Source organism: Bacillus sp. HY001 (assembly GCF_007558965.1).
GTDB classification, from domain to species: Bacteria; Bacillota; Bacilli; order Bacillales; family Bacillaceae_G; genus Bacillus_A; species Bacillus_A mobilis.
This window is the reverse complement of sequence record NZ_VLTE01000013.1, coordinates 1-24810: the sequence shown is the minus strand read 5'-3', so window position 1 is coordinate 24810 and position 24810 is coordinate 1. Positions and strand designations below refer to the sequence as shown.

The following is a 24810-nucleotide window of genomic DNA, read 5'->3' as shown; positions in this document are numbered from 1 at the left end:
TATTATGTAAAAAACTCTTTACACCCATAGTATAAAATTGGGAAAGTTTTATGTCAAATACTTTTTACATTAAGGGCGATAATGTGATATTTTGTTTTTACGATAAACAAAAAATTACATTACATTTGAATGTAAAAGAATGGGCTCGCATATATTTGGAAGGGATGTCAGATTAATTTAGGGGGTAGTTATGTCTATTCTATTAAAAGCTGGTGCTGATGCAGGAAATAACGGTTTGAAGTTAATGGTGAAAGGGCAAGACCCTATTTTTATTCCGAGTATATATTCTTTATATATAGGAGAGCCTACAGGATTGTTAGATGAGGGGGATATTTCATTATCTGAATTAGAAAATCACATTGACGTGACCATTAGTTCTCCATCGCTAATGTTAAATAACGTTCGGTATATTGTTGGAGAAAAAGTCATTCAAGATCAATTAAAAGGTACTGAGGTTGAGAAGAAATCGAATAAGTCAACTGATGAGTTAATGGTTATTACAATTCTATCTGGTTTAGCGGTAAGTGCTATGCGTCAAAGTCCAACTTCTAGTCATATTAATATTCGTTACGATTTATCTGTTGCTCTTCCTATGCAGCTTATTACACAAGAAATAGCTGCGGAAAATGCGAAACGTTATATGGGTAATCATAAAGTTGTGTTCCATTATCCAAACGGACGTGATGTTACGATTAATGTATCTATCGAGTTTTGTAAATGCCTACCTGAAGGTGCTTCCGGGACGTGGGGCATTGTATATGATGAAGAAGGAAATGTTGTGAAACATAAAATAGAATGTGAACAAAATCAAGTTTCAGAAATTGATTTTGTTGATAAAACACTATTATCTTTTGATATTGGTGCAGGGACGACAGAAGAAGTAGTTTCACTAGGTGTGAACTTTAGGCCACAACTAAGTAAGGGCTTATCATATGGTGTGAAAGAAACGTTGCTACAAATTATTACGAGATGGAACCGGAAGTATCCAACAAAAACGATCGATAGCATTACAGAGTTTAACCAAATTTATTTACATGAAAAACATCCAAGAAATGCGTTATTAGTTGAAGAATCACAACCAGCATTATTAGGTTTAGCAGCGCGTGTCGCAACGGATATCATAAATAAAATTGATGATATGAAAGACGATCCATACGTATTTATTTATGGCGGGGGCGCAGTAATTATTAAAAACAGTTTGAAAATGATTTTAAAACAAAAAGGACGATTAACAAATGTAATTTTTGTAGATAATCCGTTATTTACAAATGCACGTGGATTATTAGTATACACTTGTTCACCAAAATATAGAGAGCATAAGCAAAAAGAGTTAGGGTTTACAAACTTAACGATAAGTTAGTTGGTGGAAGCATGCGATCTAGGCGATATAAACGTGGTGATCGAGTAAAAATCAATATTCATAAGTCAGTATCACCTGAAATGCTTGCATGGCTAAATAAACAATCGAACCCAACGAATTTCTTTTTCTTTGCAGCGCAGCAACTTTTTAAACAAGTAGGAGATATTGATGTGTCAAAAGCTATACCTAGTAGCCATGTTTTCTCATTATACGTAGAGCCATCTTCCATATTAAAAGTTGAAGTAAACCCTTTTAAAAACGTACCACTAGAAGCTAATAAATCCACCGAAAATATAAAAAAAAAATCATGGGAATCTGTTGATCAATTAGATTGTCCGTTTTTTTAAACATAGAAAAATATAAGAAGTGCCCATCACTATACATATGGATACAGTGATGGGCTTTTTTCATGTAACGAATAAAAGGGCACAAATTGTGGTGTGCCCCTTCTATACGTTATTCACCTATATTTTAGAAGTATGTTCAGTAACAGCATGAATTATGTCTTTCCAGTCATCAGGATGAATCTCATGTCCTGCGCCTTCGAGGGTTAATAGGACTGAGTTAGGAATTTCATCAATAAGTGCGAGAGCATGTTCAAAAGGGAGTGCGGTATCATCTGTTCCGTGAATGACTAATGTAGGTGCTTGTATGGAGTAAAGCACATTTTCATATGCATCATCTCCTTGTAGTAGAGCGTGATTAAACATACTTAATAAATTGTTAGCTCGTTCTATTTCTTGTTTCACTTGTCTATAGACCCTTTTTTCATCAAATGTTCGTTTTGATCCACATAATAGCCGAGATCCTGAAACTAAATATTGTGCTACAACTTTATCATTTGTCCAATCTAAATGCGTGCCATTTGCGTGATGTGTTAAAATCCTTTCATCCATCGGAGGTAAATCGCGCGTGTTATCGTCAGAGCCTATTACACTTGTAGCTAGTAATGTTAACGACAATATTCTTTCAGGATGTATTACAGCAGCAATTTGAGCTATCATACCACCTAATGACATACCAAATAGATGTGCTTGATCAATATGATAAGCATCAAGTACTCCAATTGCATCTTCTGCCATATTTGTAACTGTATAATTGGAAGTACCGGGTTCATATGCAACAGAGCGCCCTACATCCCGGTTATCAAAACGAATAACAAATTTCCCTGTGTTAGCCAACTGTTCACAAAATTCTTCATCCCAATAAACCATTGAACACGTAGCGCCCATAATTAATAAAATAGCTGGATTTTTAGGGTTTCCAAAGCTTTCTGTACATATATCAATCCCGTTTATTTTAAATATCTTTTCAGTCATAAAGTTATCCCCATTTCTTTTTTAATGTAATTAAAAATACAGTTTTGAATGATTCTAATGTTTCTTACGTAATTACCTCCAAAAATAAGTTTATGATAATTCAAGGCAAAAAATTTTGAGAAATATTTGTATGTTATTAAAATAAACAGCAAGGAGGAATGGAAATGAAAGCAATTGTTATAGATCAATATGGTAGTGTTGAAGAATTAACAGAAAGACAAGTTTTAAAACCGGTTGTTAAAGATAACGAGGTATTAATACGTATTCTCGCAACATCTATTAATCCTGTTGATTGGAAAATAAGAAAAGGAGACTTGCAACAACAGTTACGATTTTCATTTCCAATCATTTTAGGGTTAGATGTAGCTGGAATTATTGAAGAAGTTGGGGAAGAAGTAGAGTGTTTCAAAATAGGAGATAAGGTGTATACGAAACCAGAAAATATAGGACAGGGCTCTTATGCTGAATTCATTACAGTAAAATCGGATTTAGTATCCTATATGCCTACAAATCTAAGTTTCGAAGAGGCAGCTTCAATTCCTCTTGCAGGACTTACAGCGTGGCAAAGTCTTGTAGATTACGCAACAATAAAAGAACATGACCGAGTACTTATTCATGCTGGAGCTGGTGGAGTTGGAAGTTTAGCAATCCAAATCGCAAAATCATTTGGAGCTTTTGTTGCGACAACTGCAAGTAGTAAGAATGAAGAGTTTTTAAAGTCTCTAGGAGCGGATCTTGTTATTGATTATAAAAAAGATAAATTTGAAGAACTACTATCAGATTTTGATATTGTGTTAGATACAATTGGTGGCGAAGTACAGGAAAAAAGTTTTCAAATTATAAAACCTGGTGGTGTTTTCATTTCGATTGTTCATGAGCCAATTCAAAAAGTAAAAGGAATAAAATCAGGTTTTTTATGGCTAAAAGCAAATGGAAAGCAACTAGAAGAATTATCAGATTTAATTGTACATGGAAAAATAAAACCAATCATAAGTAAAGTTGTTCCGTTTAATGAAGCAGGGGTTAGAGAAGCTCATATTTTGAGTGAAGGTCAACATGTTAGAGGTAAGATTGTAATGAAAGTGGGAAGATAATGTTTGAACCACGAAAAAACTTAGAAACAAATACTATCCCAAAAGTCACATTTTCATTTTGGGATAGTATTTGTTATTGGACATGTAATGTTATCTCTATCATATACAGTTTCGTATTGTATCATGTAATCTCTCTAAACCAATTAACATATCTTTTTCATTTAACATAGAATAGCTAATCCTTAATTGGTGATTATTTATTTCGGGATTTAATAGACAAGCTGTTCCTGGTAAAAAAGAGACATCTACTTCATTTGCTTTTTGTAATAAGGTAAAGGGATCTATCGAATCAGGAAGTGTAATCCATAAATTAAAGCCACCATTTGGTATTTCAAAGCTTATTTCTTTAAGTGGTGATAACAAATCAATCGTTATATCACGTCTAATTAGTAAAGCCGTACGTAATTTTTCTAAATGGTTTTTCATACGTTCTGCACGCAGGAAAGGTAGAAGTGCTTTTTGTGTTAATAAAGGGCTACCGATATCCATTGAACCTTTTACAGCAAATAACCATTCAAAAATAGGACCATCTGCAATAAGTGCTGCAATACGCAGTCCGGGGGCTAACGTCTTACTAAATCCTTTTATATATATTACGTGGCCATTCGTATCAAAGTTTTTGATAGGAGGAGGAACAGTCGCACCCTCAAAATATATCTCTCCGAAAGAATCATCTTCAATTATAAAAAACTCATATAGCTCCGCTAGTTCAATAAGTTCCATTCTCCGTTCTTTACTCATTACGGTACCTGTTGGGTTCTGGAAAGTTGGATTCGTATACAATAATACGGGATTTTTACTTTGACAAATATCATCTATTAAGTCAGAGCGAACTCCTTGATTATCAAGAGAAACTGGAATGATTTGAGCACCTTTATTGATGAAAATATCAAGTGCAGCACTGTAACACGGACTTTCCACTAATACAATATCACCAGGTTTTAATAATGTTTGAGCAATTAAATCAATTCCTTGTTGTGCTCCGCTTGTAATTAATAATCGAGAGGGATCTGTCAGTAATTGCTGGTGTTCTTTTAAGTAATTTTCTATTTCAACTCGCAGTTCATAATCGCCTTGAATTGGCCCATAGGTTGCTAGGAGCATTTGGTCTTTATTCAGTATTTTATGCATTTCATCAGCTAAGAATGGATTTGGTAATAAGCGAGGATATAAAATTGCTTGTGAAAAATCGTAATATTTCCGGTGCTGATTCATTGCATTTTGAGATCGCATAACATTAATCGTTTTCGTTTGTTGCCATTTATACGTAATTGGTTTGAAGTCTTTCTTTCCATGTTTATGTATATAAGCACCTTTTCCTTGCTCAATGCGTATATATTCTTTCTTTTCTAACTGCTTATATGCTTTACGAACTGTTAATAGGCTAATCTGTAAATCTTCGGCCATAGTGCGTAAAGATGGAAGTGCGTCACCATGTGAAAGCATGCCACTTTGTACCCTTTCAACAATTTGCATATATATTTGCTGATAATACGGTATGTTGGATTCTTTCCGAAGGACAATCTTCATGGTTTCACCTTTTTCGTTTTTATTTCATTAAAGCGAAAAATTTAAAGAGAATCAACTACGATTTTAGGTAACTGTTATATACATAGATACACTGTTATACACCACACCTTCTATACTCATGGTAAGAGTAAAAAGGAGGAAGAAAAATGGTCATTTTCAATTATATTTTAGTATGTATTATTTTCGGAACAACATTTTTAACGATAAAAATCGGAATTGAAGCAGGAGCACCTCCATTATTTTCAGCAGGCATTCGTTTCTTTTTAGCAGGAGTAATTCTGATGATTATATTTAAGTTAAAAAGGAAAGAAATTATGCCACATGTATTTTCAAAACGAATTATGTATGCTGGTTTTTGTTTAACATTTATGACATTCGCATCACTGTACTGGGCAGAACAATATATTTCTTCGGGATTAGCTGCTGTGCTTTCTGCAACGGGACCGATGATGATTTTGTTATTACAGGCAAGGAGAAATAAGACAAAATTACAAAAGGAGCAATTTTTCGCATTAATTATAGCACTAATAGGCGTTGTTTTTGTTTCTTTACCAGGCATGCACCAAGAAGTAAGTTTCATATGGAGTATTGCTTGTGTTGTTTTAATAATAGGAGAGTTATTTTACGGAATAGGCTCTATTCGATCAAAAGAAATACTTTCGGATTTACAAAGTGTATCACCATTTCTCATTAATGGTATTCAAATGTTTTATGGAGGAGTTTTACTATTAATCGTGTCTGCCGTAGTAGAACAACCGAATGTATCTGTATTAGCCTCTTGGAGTGTACAGTGGCCTATTTTATATCTAATCTTTATCGGATCAATTGGTGGGCACGGATTATATTATTGGCTCTTATCAAAAACAAATCCTGTATTCCCGTCAACGTGGTTATATGTCTCACCGTTAATTGCTATTATAGTAGGCTATATCATATTAGGCGAACCTTTAAACCCCGCAATGGGAGTAGGTGCATGTTTTATTTTGACTGGTGTATTTTTAGCTAATCGATCCACACTCCAGTCTTATTTCAAACAAGGGAGATTATCTGAGAAGGAAATGTAGTTGTATAAAGAAGCAGCCCTGTATAGAATAGGGCTGCTTTAATTTTATTAAAGATACGGATTGACTTTATTTATTGGAAAGTCGTAATATTATTAAGCTATATGAAAAAGAACTATAAAAGAGGGGGAGTTATTATGAAAATAAATTGGACTGAAGTAAAGGAAAAAATTCGAACACAAATTTCAAAACCATCATATGAAACTTGGTTTACTAATACAACTGTTTATTTAGAAGATGATATATTAACGATTTATTGTCCGAATGAATTTGCACGTGACTGGTTAGAATCTCATTACAAAGAATTAGTATTTCATACATTAAGAGAAATGTTTAATACGACGTTTGAAATTCAGTTTGATCTATGTAATGGCGAACCACATAAGTTGAATGATGTTCAAAAAGAAAGGCTTAATAGCTGGGATGACGTTAAGAAAGCATTAAGGCCAAAATTAGCAGAGAAAACATTTATGACGTGGATTAGAAATACAAATGCTACGATAGAAGATAACACATTAATAATCTTTTGTGAAGATGCGTTTCATCGTGATTTGCTTGAAGGAGAGTATAAAAATATAATTTCAAGTACCGTACAGAATCTTACAAATAAAGAATATCAAATTTGGTTCGAAATAGAATCAAAAACCACTTCTATAGCACAGATTCTTAACATGCAAAATCATCCACTCACTTCTGGACAAGAGGAATCCAACACGATTTGGGATGAAATAAAAGATAAAATCCAATTAACAATTTCAAGACCTTCATATGAAACGTGGGTTAAAGAAACGACAGCCAGAATAAATGAAAATTCATTGATCATTTATTTTGAAAACGAATTCCAACAAGGATGGGTTGAAAAGTCTTATAAAGATTTAATTTCGCAAATAGCTAAAGAATTAACTGGAAATACATATGAACTTCAATTTGAATTAGAATCAAATAAAGATGCAAACATTAATGATGAAAAATTAAAATTACCTACTGAAAATACTATTTTCGAATTATGGGAGCAGTTCAAATCGTCCAATGATGAGTTAAAATATAATAATGTACTGGATAGCGAAAAACGCATACAGGCATTAGAAGAAAAAATAGTGAACTTAGAAAAAGTGATTGATACATTAGTGGGAAAATTAGATGTAGCAGAATCAAAAACACAGTTGGAAAAATAACCAACTGTGTTTTTTTACTTAATTTACTTTTTTTATAAATCCTTTATAATGACGTTTCACAAGCTGACTTTCTAACGTCTTCATTGTTTCAAGTGCTACACCTACGATGATAAGTAAGCTTGTACCACCAATTTGTGCAGAAGGTGGTAACGTAGCAATTTTCGTGAATACGAGCGGTAAGATTGAAATTGCACCTAAGAAAATTGCGCCAATAAATGTTAATCGATATAAAATCTTAGTTACATATTGTTCTGTTGATTTACCAGGGCGAATACCAGGCACATATCCATTTTGCTTTTTCAAATTCTCAGCCATTTGTTCAGGATTTACTTGAATAAATGCGTAGAAGTATGTGAAAGCAACGATAAGACCGACATAAAGTGTCATTCCAAATGGATGTGCAAAATCAAGATTTGCAACGATCCATTTTGAGACGCTTGAATCAGGGAAGAGCTGCGCAATTGTACGCGGCGTCATTAAAAATGCGGAAGCAAAGATTACTGGAATTACACCAGCACTATTTACTTTAAGAGGTAAATGAGTGTTTTTTGCTCCTTGATATTGATTGTTACCTGAAACAGCTTTTGCATATTGAATCGGTATTTTACGCACAGCTTGTTGTATGTAAATTACGCCAACAACTATCGCTAAAATTACGAGGCCAATTAAAATCATCTTTATGATATGCATGAATAATTGATCGCCTGCATTTTGGAATTGTTGTAAATAAATTTGGTTAGCAACATTTGGAATCGCTGCAACAAGTCCTGCAAAGATAATCATCGAAATACCATTACCTACTCCATTAGCAGTAATTTGTTCACCTAACCAAAGTAAAAATGCAGTACCTGCAGTTAAAACTGTCGCAATAAATAAGTATGTAGTCCAGCTTTGATCTGTTATTAATTGTCCACCTGCTATATTATTAAAACCATAAGACATCCCAATGGCTTGTATGAATGCGAGAATGATTGTAAAGTATCGAGTGAATTGAGCTGATTTCTTACGGCCCATCTCTCCTTGCTTTGCCCATTCCGAAAATTTAGGTATAACGTCCATTTGTAGTAATTGTACTATGATGGAAGCTGTAATATAAGGTGTAATACCTACAGCAAAGATTGAGAAGTGTTGTAGTGCTCCTCCGCCAAATACGTTTAGCATACCTAAAACGTTAGCTTGATCTTGTACTTTTAATACCTCTGCGTTAGTATGAGGAACTGGAATAAACGTGCCAATGCGAAAAACAATTAGCATCGCTAGTGTAAAAAGAATTTTGTTTCTTATCTCAGCTACTCTCATGAAATTTGAAATCGTACGAAACATTATGTCGCCTCCTATATTTTTATCAGTGTAAAACTGATTATTATATCCCGATGAAGTAACCACAAACCTCCTTCCGCATTAAATTCATTTGACAAATGGATTTACATACATTTTGTAGTTTTCATGGATATAAAAATATAAGGTTTTTAGCGACCTATAAACTTTTCATAATCATTCAATACACATAATATATCGAATAAATTAACAAATGTACATACATACGCATGAAAAATGAATGAATAGGGGCATTTTTTACATTTATTTAATGATAAATTGAAAGAACAATGTTTTTAATTAATGTATTGCTAGTAATTTGCTAGGACAATAAAAGGGGTTCTATTATGTTATTTAGTATAAAAATGGCAGGAATTCTTTATTTAAAGTTAAGATAAAAGTTTTACATATCTATAACTTCTACAAATGCAGTGATGTAATATCAATTCTAAAACATCGATCTATGTTTTAAAGTTTTTGCCATTATAGAATTTGATTTATTTTAGTATAAAACCCACTCTTAAAAATAGTGAAGAGTGGGTTTTATGTTGTTATTAAGAAAAAATTCACTTTAATTAATATAAATATTTGTTTAGAAGATGAATGGACGCAGTAGTACATAATAAAAAATATACTTTTTTGTCACAAAAATGAGCATTCTGGTTTCTCTATAATGCAGGCATCAAATGAGAGAGAGGTTTTACTTACATGCAAACAATAAAAAGTGAAGAGAGGAATGTTTCACAAATAACATTTGAAGAGTTGTTTAAACAAAATTATGCGTATGTTGTTAAACAAATAATATGGATCATTAAAGAACAGACAGTTGCTGAGGAATTAGCACAAGAGGTGTTTTTACAACTGTATCATTCAGATTGGAAAACAATAGAAAATTTACGTGCTTGGCTTATAAAGTCGTCTACTTATGTCGCCTATAACTACATTCGCTCTGAAAAGAGACATCAGGCAAGAATCGATAAAGAAGCTCAATATCAAGAAGTTCAAATTGATTCGTCACTAGATGATGAATGGATTAGAAAAGAAGAAATTACAAAAGTACAAATGGTGTTGCAGCAAATGAAGGAACAAGAAAGAACGATATTATTAATGAAATTTTCAGGGTTTCGATATAAAGAAATCGCGCAAGTACTTCAAATTGACGATTCATCTATTGGAACATTGTTGGCACGAGCTAAGCTAAAGTTTCGGGAAATTTTTGAACAAATGGAGGGGAACTAAATGACCTGTTATGAAATGGGATCCATTCAATCATATATTGATGGCGAACTTTCCCGTGAGGAAAGAAAACAATTTATAAAGCATTTAGACAAATGTAAGGAATGTCAAAATTTATTAATTGAGCTAACGGAATTAAATCAATGGGAAAATTCAACACTTGCCGAGGAGAAGCTTCATGAGACTCCAGAAATAAATATTGATGTCGAAAAAGCATGGCAAACATTTAATAATCATAACCAGTCTAATAATGTACTTACTACAAATCAAATGATAGAAAAAAAGCAGGGAGTATTTTCAAATATGAATAAAAAATCAAAACGTTTCATGTATACGGCGGTTGCTGCGGTAGGTATTTTTACTATATCTATGATTCCGCAAGTTCAAGTTGCAGCAACTAATATTGCTTCTTACTTTGCTAATGAGGTTTTAAATGATTCAGTTGTAAATGAAGGAAGTAAAGATGAAAACGGTGTACAGCAAGAAGGTATGTTGAAAGGGCAGTTTATCCCTATCGATGAAAAAATAACGGATCAAGGAATAACTGTACATCTTAAAGAATTATATGTGGCAGATGCGCGCATATCTGTTCATTATAGAGTTGAAAAAGCCGATGGAACTCTTATGCCATTTGAATTTGATACAAATGGATTAGATATAAAAAGTGATGGGAAAATAAACGGACAACAAGAAGAAAATCCTGAGTATAACATAGGAAATGGTATGTTTTCACAATTATCATTTATTCAAAGTGAAGACAATTTACCATTCGAATTAATGTCAGAAGGAAAAAAGTTAGAGCATGTAGGCATACGTGATAAAGACAGACCAGAAGGTGTCATTACATTTGTTGAAGGTCCTGAAGGAAAAGGTTCCTTTAAACAATCTTTAACATTAGATGTAAACATAAATAAAATAGGAAAAATAGCTGGATCTTGGAAAGGGCAACTTCAAATTAATCCTGAAATGTTAATAAATAAAACAAATTAATATGAAAAAAAGAATAAAATAATACATGTCGAGTGCTATCTTTATCTATTGTTTTGCTTTCATCATGTTTGTTTCTTACATTATTTTAACTATCTCTATTATTTACTAATCAAATAGTACCGGAGAATTTCAATGTATTAGATAACGAATTTTTAAAGGTTATTGTGCAGAGAAACCACTAAATAAACAATTGAATGAGACGAGCATATACTAATAAATGACACAATGCATTTATGATTTTTAATCGTATGTAAAGAGCACCTTAGGGAGCTCTTTTTTTATTGAAATTAATGCACTTATATGGGTTGTTCTTTATTTATATCATCGTCCTTGCAGTATGTAATTCTGCATAATATCACATAAATTGTGTATTTTCTCTTTTTTTCGACAGAAACAGCAAGTATACTTTGTACAAGCTTTCTATTTCAAAAATTATACGAGGTGAAAAAAATGAAAAACAAAAAGACATTAACTAAGGTAGCTTTAACAACTGGCTTAGCTTTAACAGCTGTAGCACCATACGGAGTAGGTCATGCAGAGGAAACAGATCAACTACAAGTTCAAATTCAAGAAGAATCGTTCCGTTCAGGTGAACTTACACAACCGTCACAAAAGGCACCAGAGAATGTAGTACAAGATGCTCTGAAGGAGAAAACAGAACAAGCTCTTTCTCCAAAGCAAGTCAATGGGGAAACAGGAGTAGATTATAAAGTTCTTCAAAAACGTGGTTCATATGATGGGACTACACTTGTACGTATACAGCAAACATACGAAGGAAAAGAAGTATATGGTCATCAATTAACTGCACACGTAGATAATAAGGGCGTTATTAAAAGTGTTTCAGGCGATAGCGCGCAAAATTTAAAACAAGAAGAATTGAAAAAACCTATCAATCTATCAAAAGATGAAGCAACACAATATATTTATACGAAGTACGGGAACGATATCAATTTTATTACTGAGCCAGAAATTAAAGAAGTTATTTTTGTTGATGAAAAGAATGGACAAGCTAGCAATGCATATCAGGTTACATTTGAAGCTGCAACACCAAACTATGTTTCCGGAACTTATTTAGTAAATGCACAAAATGGTGATATGTTAAAAAATATGGTACAAGAATCTAACTTAAAAGCAAGTGAAAAACTAGTTGGCGCATTAAAGAAAAGTAAAAAAAGCAATCTTACATCATTAACTGGAACAGGAAAAGATGATTTAGGTATATCACGTACATTTGGTATCTCTAAACAAAGTAATGGCAAATATGCCCTTGCTGATTATACAAGAGGCCAAGGAATTGAAACATATGATGTAAATTATAGAGACATTACTAGAGAAGAAAGCTATTATCCTGGTACATTAGCAACTAGTACTTCGACAACATTTAGCGATTCAAAAGCAGTAAGTGCTCATTACTTAGCAACAAAAGTATTTGATTTTTATAAAGATAAATATAAGCGTAATAGCTTTGATAATAAGGGACAAAAGGTAGTTTCAGTTGTACATGCTTGGGATTCTGGAGATACGAATGATCCGAAAAATTGGCAGAATGCTTTAAGTGCGAATAATGGAAGTATGCTTGTATATGGAGATCCTATCGTCAAAGCGTATGACGTAGCTGGCCATGAATTTACACATGCTGTTACTTCTAGCGAATCTAATCTTGAATACTACGGTGAATCTGGTGCGATTAATGAGGCGCTATCTGATATTATGGGAACATCTATTGAGAAATACGTAAATAATGGAAGCTTTAACTGGACGATGGGAGAACAAACTGGATCTATTTTCCGTGATATGGAAAACCCGGCTTCTGTTCCATCTTCACTTGGTGTACCTTATCCAGATGATTACAGTGAATTTAATGATTTTAATGGATGGGATCAAGGTGGCGTTCATTTTAATTCAAGTATTATTAATAAAGTTGCGTATCTCATTGCAAAAGGTGGAACTCATAACGGTGTAACTGTTAAAGGGATTGGTGAAGATAAAATGTTTGATATCTTCTATTATGCAAATACAGATGAGTTAAATATGACTTCTAATTTCAAGGAATTGAGATCAGCATGTATTCGAGTGGCAACGAATAAATATGGAGCGAATACAGCTGAAGTTCAAGCAGTTCAAAAGGCATTTGATGCAGCAAAAATTAAGTAAGTTAGAAATATAGTTTTCATTCATATATTATTACATTATGAAAAACAGCTACTGTCATTTTAAAGATAGTAGCTGTTTTTTTATGCAGCAATGTATGAGTGAAAATAAACTTACTAAGCGATAATGAGGCCGTCTATCTTCAATAAGTTGTGACAAATATATAAGGATTAAAAATAAAAAAACTGAAAATTAATAATATATTGACCTATTGATAGGAAGTACTATAGAATGAAAGCGATAACAAACGATTGCTTTAAAATAATTTCCCTGATCTTTTAGTAATTACGAATATGTGTAGACGGAATCAAATATATTTTTTTAACAATTAATGCAAACGTTTTCGTAATAAAAAAGATCATTGAAATACAAATGTGAAAATAGCCAATATGGGGGTGAAGTAAAAGAGATTTCTAGATTAATTTAAATAGTGTAATTTAGTACGAGCATAATAAATTGTGCCTACTATTTAAAGAAAGGGTGTATGTGGTGAAAATGATAAAAAGATTAGTTAACAAATCAGTTTTATTACTTACTATAATCGTTATGTTATCATCTGTTTTCTCTTTTCAAAGTGTAAAGGCAGTTTCAAATTCGAAAACAACTGAAGTTATCATTCATTACAAAGAGCAATCTGGAAATACAAAGAACTGGAACCTTTGGACATGGGGAGAAAATGCAAATGGTAAATCATATGAATTTACTGGTGAAGATGAATTTGGAAAGTACGCTAAGATTAATATAGAAGGTGAATATAATCGTGTAGGATTTATCATTCGTACAAATGATTGGGAAAAAGATGGTGGTGATCGTTGGATTGAAAATATAAAGGACGGTCGCGCTGAAGTGTGGATTCTTTCTGGTGATGATAAAGTATATAACTCTAAGCCTTCTTCGGATCTATCACTTCAAAAAGCAACTATTGATAGTTTCAATGAGATTACTGTAACGACTAATGTCCCGTTTCATATTAAGGAACGGAAAATTGAAATTGAAGGCATTAAAATAAAGAATATTAGTCCTTATGATAGAAACAGTGGAAATGTTACGAATAAGTTTAAAATAATTACGGAGCAGAAAATTGATTTAAAACAATCATACAAAGTGAAAATCGAAAACGTAGCTGATGCGTATACGGAAATCGGTAAAGTAATTCGTAGTGAGGAATTTGATCATTCATTTTATTATGGTGGTAACGATTTAGGGAATGTATATACGCCACAATTTACTAAGTTCCGTGTATGGGCTCCTACTGCGAGTGAAGCGAAGTTAGTTACATATGAAAAATGGAACGATAAAATAGGTACTGAAATAAACATGAAACAAGCTGAAAAAGGAACTTGGAAAGCAGAACTTAAAGGGAATCAAAAAGGGCTCTATTACACATATAAGGTAAAAATTGGTGATAAGTGGACTGAAGCAGTTGATCCGTATGCACGTGCTGCTTCTGTAAATGGAGATAAAGGTGCAGTTGTTGATTTAGAAGAAACAAATCCGAAAAAATGGAAAGCAAACAAAAAGCCAAAATTTAAAAATCCGGAAGATGCTATTATTTATGAATTGCATGTACGTGATCTTTCTATTCAGCCCGAAAGTGGCATTAAGCAGAAAGGGAAATATTTAGGGGTAACAGAAAAAGGAACAAAAGGGCCTGAAGGTGTGAAAACAGGACTTGATCATATAAAAGATCTTGGTGTTACGCACGTTCAGCTTTTACCGATATTTGATTATGCATCAGTAAATGAAGAGAATTTAAACGAACCACAATATAACTGGGGATATGACCCGAAAAACTTCAACGTTCCCGAGGGATCCTATTCTACAAATCCATATGAGCCTACTGTTCGAATAACTGAATTAAAGCAAATGATTCAAACACTGCATGATAATAATCTTCGTGTTGTGATGGATGTAGTATATAACCATATGTATAATGCTACTGAATCTAATTTTCATAAGTTAGTTCCAGGTTATTATTATCGTTACAATGAAGACGGAACATTTGCAAATGGAACTGGAGTAGGAAATGATACAGCTTCAGAACGAAAAATGATGAGAAAATTTATGGTGGATTCGGTCACATACTGGGCAAAAGAATATAATTTAGACGGATTCCGTTTTGATTTAATGGGTATTCATGATTATGAAACGATGAATGAAATACGTAAAGCTGTAAATCAAATTGACCCTTCTATTATATTGCATGGAGAAGGGTGGGATTTAAATACACCTCTTGCAGCTGAGTTGAAAGCAAATCAAAAAAATGCGAAAAAAATGAAAGGGATTGCTCATTTTAACGATAATATACGAGATGGATTGAAAGGTAGCGTATTTGAGGAAAAAGAAAATGGCTTTGTAAATGGGAAGGAAAACATGGAAGACCGTATTAAAAAAGGAATTACAGCAGGCATTGACTACGATATAAACTCGTCTACTTATCAAGATCCGGAGCAGGTACTAACTTATGTGGAAGCACATGATAATCATACATTATGGGACAAACTTGAGTTGACTAATCCAGGTGACAGTGAAGAAGTGCGAAAACAAATGCACAAATTGTCTTCTTCGATTTTATTAACATCACAAGGTATTCCATTCTTACATGCAGGACAAGAGTTTATGCGCACGAAATATGGTGATCATAACAGTTACAAATCCCCTGATTCAATTAACCAAATGGACTGGCTACGCCGTGCAGCATTTAATAATGAAGTAGATTATATGAAGGGCTTAATAGAATTACGCAAAAAGTATCCAGCATTTCGAATGACATCTGCAGAACAGATTAAAAATCATATAACTTTTATCGATGTTCCAAAAAATGTTGTCGCTTATACAATAGATGAAAAGGTAAGTGGGAATAAAAGCGAATACTTTATGGTGGCTCACAATGCAAATAGGGAAGACATTGACATAACGCTTCCATCAAAAGGTCCTTGGAAAGTACTAGTGGACGGTAAACTAGCAGGTAGTACAACACTTTATGTTGTCCATGATAATAAAATTAAAGTTCCTGCGTTAAGTTCATTAGTTTTAAAAATAGAGAAACCAATTAAATAAATTCAAAAAGCGAAGTGAATGTTGTTTTCACTTCGCTTTTAAAGTTTAAGTAATATAATTTCACGTACTGTAATTTTATTACAATTCAATAAAAACATAAGTAAAAAGGAGAAGACTTACCAAGGTTCTTCTCCTTTTTACTTATGTGATCATTGCTACAGAACTAACCGTTGCATACTGAAAGAACAATATAAACCTAGAGTTACAAGAGTTTTGAAAATAACGAAAGGCAAGACGACGAATTCATTTGCTAAGTGACGAGAAAATGACAAAACTGTAAGAATGCACGAATGTTTGTAAGAAAGTTCGATGTTTTCCTTTTTCTTTTTTTATTAAAGTGAAAAAGAAGAAAGCGATGTCATAAAAGGTTGATATTTTCAGATGAGTACAATAATCAAAATTATTTATGTAATGAAGGTATATGGCAATCAGTAAAACACCTTATAAAAAAGGAGGGCTTTGAACATGTCTTTTTCTCAATTCAATATTGATATTTTTCGAGCAATTAATGAATTAGGTAAACAATATTCATTCCTAAACTCAACCATGGTGTTTTTGGCAGAATATATGGTGTATATTTTTGCTTTAATTATTTTAACTTATTGGTTTACTGGGTCCAGAAAAACTAGGATGATGGTTATACAAGCGATGGTTGCTTTTGTAATTGCTGAGGTGATTGGAAAAATAGCAGGGAAATTCCATCTAAATTATCAACCGTTTGCAATATTGCCTGATGTGAATAAACTTGTCGACCATACTGTAGATAATTCATTTCCTAGTGACCATACGATTCTCTTTTTTTCAATTTGTTTTTCGTTTTGGCTTGTTCGTAATAAAGCTGGTTGGTTATGGCTTATACTTGCATTTTGTGTAGGAATCTCTCGTATTTGGGTAGGAGTTCATTATCCTTTTGATGTTGCAATAGGGGCTTTAATAGGATGTGTTTCAGCATTGTTTTCTTATTGGTTAGTACCGAAATTTTCTTTTATCAAGAAATTACTTACTCTATATGAAAGAGTAGAAAAACATGTTTTATCATCCAAAAATAATTCAAAGGGATTGTGAGTATCCCCCGTTTTCATCCTCATTACTATTTTCCGCAAGATACAATTATTTATATCCACAACGGTGATAAGGAGTATGTGTACGTGTACGTCCAAGTAATAAAATATCTTATTTGATTTAAGCATGACTGTAAATCAAATGTGTCCAGAGCACCTTTATACAGAAAGTTAATAGAAATGAACAATTAGCTAATCTTTATTCTGCTAAAGGGTATTTTTAAATGGTTAACGAAATCATTGTTATATGGAAGTTTATTTAAAGATAAAGCGGATTGGAGGCCTCATATGACTGCGGAAATAATCTTTGCATCTAATAAACTAGGAATAGTAAATGATAATCAATTACAATCGATGCTCAATAAATTTAATTTGGGTAAACTCATTTCATCGAAAAAAACAGCAAATGGAGCTATGGGCCAAACTATGTTTGTCTCGTCAACAGAAGGAGAGTATGTTTTTAAAGGAAACCCACTTTATGCTGGTCAATTGGTTGAGGAAAAATTTTTTGTAGAAAATATCCATAAAAGAACAAACGTGATTGTCCCTATGCCATATATAATTGATGATTCGGATGAAATTTTTGGTTGGAGTTATTCACTAATGCCTTGTCTTCAAGGCGAACATCTAAACTCAAAATATCTGAAAGCTAAACTCAAATTAAATGACAAGTTTAAAATAGCCGAATTAATCGCTAAAACATTATCTGAATTTCATAATTGGAAAGTCAACGAATTTGGTGAACTTAATACGGAAAAACTCATGATAATTCCCTTTAAAAATTCATACACGCAATGGCTTTTCAATAGAATATTATTTTGGTTAGAGGATGCCAAAAAATACTCGAAAATTACGGATAAGGATTTCAAATGGGTGGAAGCTTTATTAGACGAATCCAAGGGGGCTTTTAAAAATTTATCTACTCCAACTTATGTGATGGGCGATTTTAAGCCTGGAAACTTCTTAATCTATTTAGGCGACAATGGATGGGAATTTGGTGGTGTTTTTGATTTTACAAATTCATATTTTGCAGATCCTGTTTCTGATCTAATTAAGATGATTACTTACTATTTAGATAACAATGAAGGCAATATCGCAAAACATTTAGTTAATTTGTATTGTAGAAATTTAGAAGGGAAAGAGGATATAAAAAACGTCTTAAAGTACATATGCTTCATCAACGACTTCTAGATTGGGGTTGTGCAAAAGCAATGAATATGGTCACCTGGGATAATGAACTTTCATTTTATGAATGGGTAGAATCATACACAGATTCAGTAACAGGTCTTATTGATTAAAATAGTTTATTACCTAGACTTATGATCTAAATACTTTCCCGTAAACATTTTATAAGTATCGTTACTGCAGAATTAACCCTACGATCATAATGAAACTAAATAGTATCAACCAACCAAATGCACAATAGCCGAAAATTCTAATCCATTTAGGTAATTGATTCATGTTAACTCTATTTGTGGGAATTCCTTGCATTGAAAACATCATTTTTTGATCTCTATCCCTATTATTTTGTTGTTCATACATAATATCATCACCTTTCTAGAACTATTGTGTTTATATTATACCAGTTTGAAGAAAATTATGTACCGAATAAAAGTGGCTAGCCTGCTGAATTTAATAAAAATTGCTCAAGGCTCTAAGAGCTAACCATATTCTCTTTTTACATTTAGAAAATTAAATATTATATACTTAAATATAATATTTAACTTAATGGATATGCATTAGAACCAAAATAACGTTCTTTTATAATTTGAAGATGATGAAGCTCATGACCAGCAATGATGTATGCTAATGCACGAATTGTAACTGTAGATTTATTCGCATTTCCTCTTTGTAACCAAGCGTCTTTATCTAAACTTTTAAGTAAATGTACGGTAGATTGACGAACAACTATGAAATTCTCAAGAAGATCTTGCATAGATTGCTTATCAAAAGCAGCTTTAAGAACATACATTTCATCGTTATACCCAGGAAGTTCTGCTTTCTCGCCTCGAGCGATAGATAGCAATCGATACGCCATAATCCGTTCTGTATCCGCTACATGACCGATTACTTCTTTTATACTCCATTTAGTAGGAGCATATCGGAAAAGTCCCTCACTATCAGAAATCCCCTTTAATAAAAGATTCGTTTCCTGTATCTGTTGTTCTAGAATATGTATGATATTTCCGTCTGATATCAAGTTAATATACGTTGCATAATAGAGGTTATATTCACTTGCCTTGGGTCTTATTTGCATACGAATCCTCCTTTGTTTTTAATCTTTAAGTACAGATTATCATAAAATGTGTTCCGATTAGTCTGATAATTATAAATTAAAATCAAAAAATTCATCTATTACCTTAGTCGAAATAGTGTACTGTCACATCAATTAATAAACAGAAAAAGGATTTTTGATTTAACTCTTCGAATATCGTCCTATTACGAGTTTTTGATTACTTTTGATAATATCTAGGAAATATAGAAAGGTTGTGAAATTATTTGATGGGTTATAAAGCGATGCTGTTTGATTTAGATGATACGTTACTTGATAGGGATAAAGCAGTAGATAACTTGTTTTTATTAGTTTTAGAAAAGTGTTATGAGGATGTTAGTGATACAGTCAAAAACAATATGTTACAGAAATTTAAAGAGTACGATAAAAGGGAATATGGCATTAGTGATAAAACGATAGTTATAGAATCATTATTTGATGAATTCGCGCCGAAATATAGATTGCCACGCAAGTATATCCAAGATTTTTGGAATGAAAATTTCCCTAAATGTTTTTCAATTGACCAAAATACTATTCATTTCTTAAATCATATAAAGAAACACTTTAAAGTGGGAATAATAACAAATGGCTCAACTCAGAGGCAAAAGGCTAAAATAATTAATACGAATTTAAACAATTACTTTGATACAATCATTATTTCGGAAGAAGTGGGATTGAGTAAACCTGATAAACGTATATTCGAACTAGCATTAAGTAAGCTAAATGCACAGCCGGAAAATACCTTATTTGTTGGGGATGACTTAGAAAAGGATATTGCTGGTCCTCAAAATGCAAATATAAAAGGTGTGTGGTTTAACCCTCAGAAAATCAAGAATACTACCCAAATACAACCATATGCCGAGATTAACACTTTGGATAGTTTGTTAAGTTATGTTACTCCACAATATTTTTATAACAAGTAAAAGCAATTTCAAATATATATTTAAAAATATAAAAAAGAGAAACTATCATTAATTTCATTGACCGTATTAATAATAAAAAGTATATATTTACAATAAAAAATAGAGGCGATTTTAATAGCTGCGGCTAATTTAATCTATGATTAATACGAAGTTTTGTAAAACGATTTTACTCATACTGTGTAAATTATATAGGGGTGGGACTATGAAGATAAAGAAAGTAGTAGTCGATGGAATCAATATTGCGGTCATTAGAAACGATAAGGTATTAATATCGGATGTTCAGTCTGCATTAGATACTATGGCAACAGTTCAATATGAGGTAGATGCGAAACATATTATTATCCCAAAATCTTTAATAAGCGAAGACTTCTTTGATCTAAAGACACGTCTTGCGGGCGATATTCTTCAAAAGTTTATAAACTACAAGGTAAAGTTTGCTATTGTTGGGGATTTCTCTATGTATACTAGTAAAAGCTTAAAGGATTTTATTTATGAATGTAATAAAGGTAGAGATATATTTTACTTATCAACTGAACAACAAGCAATTGAAAAACTAAGTACATTAAAGTAATAATTATATCCTGCTAAATTCCCTCATTTCACTTAGTTCATGATTATATACGATATAGAAGAACTGATGTTTGTGATAAACTAAGAGGTGAATAAAGGGGGAGTTTTCTTGAACAAATTTAATGATGTAATTGGAAATTTAAACAATATAATTTACAAACCTAACAAATTAATAATCACGAATCTAAAAGAAGAACAGCAAAACGCAGAATATGCCGGTTGTTTATTTCACTTAAATAACAAAACTATCCGTTTTAGAGTATCAAAAATTACGCCTAATAAAATCGGGCAATTTGTTTCTTTTTGGGAGAAAGATGAGAATATGCAAAATCAAGCATTTTCTTATGACGCTGCTCCTGACTTATTAGTTATCACTTGCATTGATGATAATAAACTAGGACAATTTGTTTTCCCTAAAGAAATTCTTCTTAAAGAAAAAATATTGAAAACGCAAAGTCAAAAAGGCAAAATGGCTATGAGAATTTATCCGCTTTGGGATACTCCTGTTAGCAATCAAGCGAAAAAAAGCCAATTGTGGCAACTTCAATATTTTGTTGATTTAAGTGATGCTAATAATTTACCTATAGATAAACTATTAAATTTGTATTTGTAGCTTCTTTTCTTATGTAATCTAGTGAGTTGGACTTTTTGTACCGGTACAGTTAAATGAAATGTACATTGTTTCAGGACCCCATCAAATTTACAATCAGCATATACTATTTTAACTTATACATGTTAAGGGGTGCTGACTATGACAAGTCTACAACATAAGCTTTTTACAAGATTGAATCTTGCAAACCGTACTGAAGTGAACTTTGAAGAATTAAACACAATTCTCTTTGCATTCGCACACACTATACCATTTGAGAATTTAGATGTTATAGCACGTAATGCGAATACAATTACTATGGAAAATTTACAGAATAAAATTTTAAATACGTCCCGCGGCGGACTTTGTTATGAATTAAATACTCTTTTTTACTACTTTTTACAAGATTGTGGTTATGATGTACAACTTGCACTTGGTACCGTATATAAAAATGAAATCAACGCATGGGCACTTGAGGATGGACATATAACGATTATTTTAAATTATGATAACATACGATACTTAATTGATGTAGGTATTGCTTCTTTAGTACCTCTAGTCCCTGTACCTTTTACTGGTGGGGCTGTTTCCTCTAAAAATGGTACGTATCGAGTGAGACGAAAAGATACAAGTAAAGGAAATTACGTTCTAGAAAGAAAAGATACGAACGGTGAGTGGAAAGTTTGTCATGCATTTTATAATCGTATCATTGATGAGACAGAAGTGAATGATGTTCAAAAAAGAGTAATAGAAGATGAGAAATCTATTTTCAATAAAAGACCAATTGCAGTTAAATTGACGGTCTCTGGCCATGTCTCTTTAACGAATACGAGTTTAACTGAAATCATTCATGGTGAAAAAGTGAAACGTGAAATTACAGAAGATCAATATAGAGCGTTTTTATATACTTTATTTGCTATTGAGTTGTGATGACACGAATAGCTAGCCGGTTCTTACGCGGAATCGGCTATTTTTATTAACTTTTATTTAAAATAACTATTAAAGTTTGATTTTCTAATTAGATATAATACACTAGAACAGTATGAAAAATTATAAACAATGAATTTTGAATGTAAAGGAAGATTTTTATGTCAATTATTGATAAATTGAAACTTAATAAGTATACAAATATGGTCGTAATTAATGAACCTAATGATTATGACATTTTTACAGGAAAAGAAACTGCATTTTCAAAAGAACACGATGCCATTTTTATTTTTGTAGAAACACTTGATGAAATGGTGAAACAAACGAATTATATTATTAGTAATGAAGAATTACTACTTGAAAAAGGCTACATATTCTTCGCGTATCCGAAAAAAGGTAATTCTCGTTACAGTACGTTTATTCACCGTGATGAAATGTTTCCTGCATTAAGCGTTGGCGAAGATGGGTATGTAGGACAGAGTGATATTAAATTTGCACGAATGGTGAGTATGGACGACGTCTTTACTGTTGTAGGCTTAAAGCATGAAAAGAAAAAAGAGAAAAAAGCGCCTGCTATGAGTCAATGTGTTGCCGATTATGCAGATCGTATTAAAGATGTAGAAGCCCTATTGGCTAATCATCCAATTGAACTTAAATTTTATCAAAGTTTAACACCTGGATATCAAAAGGATTGGGCACGTAATTTATTTTCTGTAAAACAAGAAAAAACACGTGATAAACGTCTTGAGAAAATGATTGAAATCCTTTCACAAGGCTATAAAACAATTGAATTATTCCGTAAGAAGAAAAAATAATGGTCAGGAACGTCACAATGATGCAACAATTAATGTCACTTTGCACATTGAAAATAGAATTCCTTTCAGTATACTAAAGTATGTTCTTATATTTAAATAATTAGTAAAAGAGAAAAGGTGTTTGAAATGAAATCGTATATTGTAGTTGGAGCTGGAATTTTAGGAGCGTCTACAGCTTATCACCTTGCTAAAGCAGGTGCGAATGTTACTATCGTTGATCGCCAACAATTAGGTCAAGCAACTGATGCAGCGGCTGGTATTGTATGTCCATGGCTTTCACAGCGTCGTAATAAAGCGTGGTATAAAATCGTTAAAGGCGGTGCACGTTACTATTCTTCGTTAATCCAACAATTAGAAGAAGACGGTGAGACAGATACAGGTTACAACCGTGTAGGTGCAATTAGTTTACATACTGACGAGAAAAAACTAGATCAAATGGAAGAGCGAGCTTATAAACGACGTGAAGATGCACCAGAGATTGGGGAAATTACACGTTTATCAGCTGAAGAAACGAAAAAATTATTCCCAGCATTATCAGAAGAATACAGTTCTATTCACATTAGTGGCGCTGCACGAGTAAATGGAAGATTATTACGTAACGCATTAATAAGTGCTGCGAAAAAACATGGTGCTACTTTTATAAAAGGAGATGCTGTATTAGTTCGTGAAGGTAATCTTATTACTGGAGTTACAGTAAACGATGAAACAATTTTAGCAGAAAAGGTCATTGTAACTGCAGGCGCCTGGGCGAATGAAATCTTGAATCCGTTAGGAATTAATTTCTTAGTTACATTCCAAAAAGGACAAATTGTTCACCTGCAAATTGAAAATACAGCAACAGAAAATATGCCAGTTGTTATGCCGCCAAACGATCAATACATTTTAACATTTGACAATGGTCACGTCGTAATTGGTGCAACACATGAGAATGAAACTGGTTTCGATCACCGTGTAACAGCAGGTGGTTTACATGAAGTATTCCATAAAGCATTAACAGTTGCGCCTGGTTTAGAAGATAGTACTATGCTTGAAACGAGAGTTGGATTTAGACCATTTACTCCAGGATTCTTACCTGTTATCGGACCATTACCTAACTTTAAAGGCATTCTCGTTGCAAACGGATTAGGTGCTTCTGGTTTAACTGCAGGTCCATATTTAGGATCAGAACTTGCTAAATTAGCACTTGGCCAAACAATAGAATTAGATTTAAACGATTATGACGTTGCTGGTGCAATTGAATAAATAAAAAAGATTAGGATATGTAAAATGTACCCTATAGAATAGACACTTGAAAAAAGTCTATTCTATAGGGTATTTCTTGTATAATAAAAGGAAAATCGGGATCGGAGAATGTTAAAAA

The 24810-nt window shown here is 32.6% G+C and carries 22 protein-coding genes; 17 read left to right on the top strand and 5 right to left on the bottom strand.

The genetic code is table 11. The features are described from left to right. Positions 1-190: 190 nt before the first annotated feature. Positions 191-1360, top strand: coding sequence for a ParM/StbA family protein (locus FOT98_RS09180; protein ID WP_063263044.1), 1170 nt, complete (start codon positions 191-193; stop codon positions 1358-1360). 11 nt (positions 1361-1371) lie between these two features. Then, positions 1372-1707, top strand: coding sequence for a hypothetical protein (locus FOT98_RS09175; RefSeq protein ID WP_061679806.1), 336 nt, complete (start codon positions 1372-1374; stop codon positions 1705-1707). A 117-nt stretch (positions 1708-1824) separates the two neighbouring features. Here the strand turns inward: FOT98_RS09175 and mleBCA are convergent, their stop codons facing one another. Further along, positions 1825-2679 carry a BCA family alpha/beta fold macrolide esterase gene (gene mleBCA / locus FOT98_RS09170; RefSeq protein WP_063263043.1) on the bottom strand — a complete coding sequence of 285 codons (855 nt, stop codon included), beginning with the start codon at positions 2677-2679 and terminating at the stop codon, positions 1825-1827. 164 nt (positions 2680-2843) lie between these two features. Between mleBCA and FOT98_RS09165 the strand changes: the two genes are divergently transcribed. Then, a complete protein-coding gene (locus FOT98_RS09165; RefSeq protein WP_063263042.1) occupies positions 2844-3773 on the top strand; it encodes an NADP-dependent oxidoreductase in 930 nt (309 codons plus the stop codon). 99 nt (positions 3774-3872) lie between these two features. Here FOT98_RS09165 and pdxR read toward each other — a convergent pair whose 3' ends face one another. After that, the gene (gene pdxR, locus FOT98_RS09160; protein WP_063263041.1) at positions 3873-5303 is read right to left on the bottom strand and encodes a MocR-like pyridoxine biosynthesis transcription factor PdxR; all 1431 of its coding nucleotides are present in this window, start codon (positions 5301-5303) and stop codon (positions 3873-3875) included. A 146-nt stretch (positions 5304-5449) separates the two neighbouring features. On the opposite strand from pdxR, the gene FOT98_RS09155 reads away from it, so the two are divergent. Beyond that, positions 5450-6367, top strand: coding sequence for a DMT family transporter (locus tag FOT98_RS09155; RefSeq protein WP_063263040.1), 918 nt, complete (start codon positions 5450-5452; stop codon positions 6365-6367). Positions 6368-6501: 134 nt separating this feature from the next. After that, complete coding sequence (locus FOT98_RS09150) at positions 6502-7539, top strand: DnaA N-terminal domain-containing protein (RefSeq protein WP_063263039.1); 1038 nt, start codon at positions 6502-6504, stop codon at positions 7537-7539. An 18-nt stretch (positions 7540-7557) separates the two neighbouring features. Here FOT98_RS09150 and secY read toward each other — a convergent pair whose 3' ends face one another. Continuing rightward, entirely contained in the window at positions 7558-8862 is a 1305-nt protein-coding gene (secY, locus tag FOT98_RS09145) for a preprotein translocase subunit SecY (protein WP_063263038.1), read from the bottom strand. Positions 8863-9564: 702 nt separating this feature from the next. Between secY and FOT98_RS09140 the strand changes: the two genes are divergently transcribed. From FOT98_RS09140 to FOT98_RS09110, 6 genes are all read left to right on the top strand, one after another. After that, positions 9565-10095, top strand: coding sequence for an RNA polymerase sigma factor SigX (locus tag FOT98_RS09140; RefSeq protein ID WP_063263037.1), 531 nt, complete (start codon positions 9565-9567; stop codon positions 10093-10095). Beyond that, positions 10096-11082: a DUF4179 domain-containing protein gene (locus FOT98_RS09135; protein ID WP_063263036.1), complete on the top strand. Its 987-nt coding sequence runs from the start codon at positions 10096-10098 to the stop codon at positions 11080-11082. 450 nt (positions 11083-11532) lie between these two features. After that, positions 11533-13236 carry a M4 family metallopeptidase gene (locus tag FOT98_RS09130; protein WP_063263035.1) on the top strand — a complete coding sequence of 568 codons (1704 nt, stop codon included), beginning with the start codon at positions 11533-11535 and terminating at the stop codon, positions 13234-13236. A gap of 486 nt (positions 13237-13722) precedes the next feature. Next, complete coding sequence (pulA, locus tag FOT98_RS09125; protein WP_063263034.1) at positions 13723-16293, top strand: type I pullulanase; 2571 nt, start codon at positions 13723-13725, stop codon at positions 16291-16293. A 465-nt stretch (positions 16294-16758) separates the two neighbouring features. Then, a complete protein-coding gene (locus tag FOT98_RS09115) occupies positions 16759-17358 on the top strand; it encodes an undecaprenyl-diphosphatase (RefSeq protein WP_063263033.1) in 600 nt (199 codons plus the stop codon). Between the two features lie 284 nt (positions 17359-17642). Then, positions 17643-18545, top strand: coding sequence for an aminoglycoside phosphotransferase family protein (locus tag FOT98_RS09110; RefSeq protein WP_313902277.1), 903 nt, complete (start codon positions 17643-17645; stop codon positions 18543-18545). Between the two features lie 168 nt (positions 18546-18713). Here the strand turns inward: FOT98_RS09110 and FOT98_RS09105 are convergent, their stop codons facing one another. Next, positions 18714-18896 carry a hypothetical protein gene (locus FOT98_RS09105; RefSeq protein WP_063263032.1) on the bottom strand — a complete coding sequence of 61 codons (183 nt, stop codon included), beginning with the start codon at positions 18894-18896 and terminating at the stop codon, positions 18714-18716. Between the two features lie 178 nt (positions 18897-19074). Next, on the bottom strand, positions 19075-19611 hold the full coding sequence (locus FOT98_RS09100) for a DinB family protein (RefSeq protein WP_063263031.1): 537 nt from the start codon (positions 19609-19611) through the stop codon (positions 19075-19077). Between the two features lie 245 nt (positions 19612-19856). Between FOT98_RS09100 and FOT98_RS09095 the strand changes: the two genes are divergently transcribed. From FOT98_RS09095 to FOT98_RS09070, 6 genes are all read left to right on the top strand, one after another. Beyond that, entirely contained in the window at positions 19857-20549 is a 693-nt protein-coding gene (locus FOT98_RS09095; protein ID WP_063263030.1) for an HAD family hydrolase, read from the top strand. A 202-nt stretch (positions 20550-20751) separates the two neighbouring features. After that, entirely contained in the window at positions 20752-21120 is a 369-nt protein-coding gene (locus FOT98_RS09090; RefSeq protein WP_061679051.1) for a DUF4180 domain-containing protein, read from the top strand. A 108-nt stretch (positions 21121-21228) separates the two neighbouring features. Then, positions 21229-21732: a MepB family protein gene (locus FOT98_RS09085; protein WP_063263029.1), complete on the top strand. Its 504-nt coding sequence runs from the start codon at positions 21229-21231 to the stop codon at positions 21730-21732. A 138-nt stretch (positions 21733-21870) separates the two neighbouring features. Further along, positions 21871-22638, top strand: a complete 768-nt coding sequence (locus tag FOT98_RS09080; RefSeq protein ID WP_063263028.1) for an arylamine N-acetyltransferase family protein — start codon at positions 21871-21873, stop codon at positions 22636-22638. A gap of 158 nt (positions 22639-22796) precedes the next feature. Then, on the top strand, positions 22797-23450 hold the full coding sequence (locus tag FOT98_RS09075) for a YdeI/OmpD-associated family protein (protein WP_063263027.1): 654 nt from the start codon (positions 22797-22799) through the stop codon (positions 23448-23450). A 126-nt stretch (positions 23451-23576) separates the two neighbouring features. Then, positions 23577-24692, top strand: coding sequence for an NAD(P)/FAD-dependent oxidoreductase (locus FOT98_RS09070; RefSeq protein WP_063263026.1), 1116 nt, complete (start codon positions 23577-23579; stop codon positions 24690-24692). Positions 24693-24810: the final 118 nt, after the last annotated feature.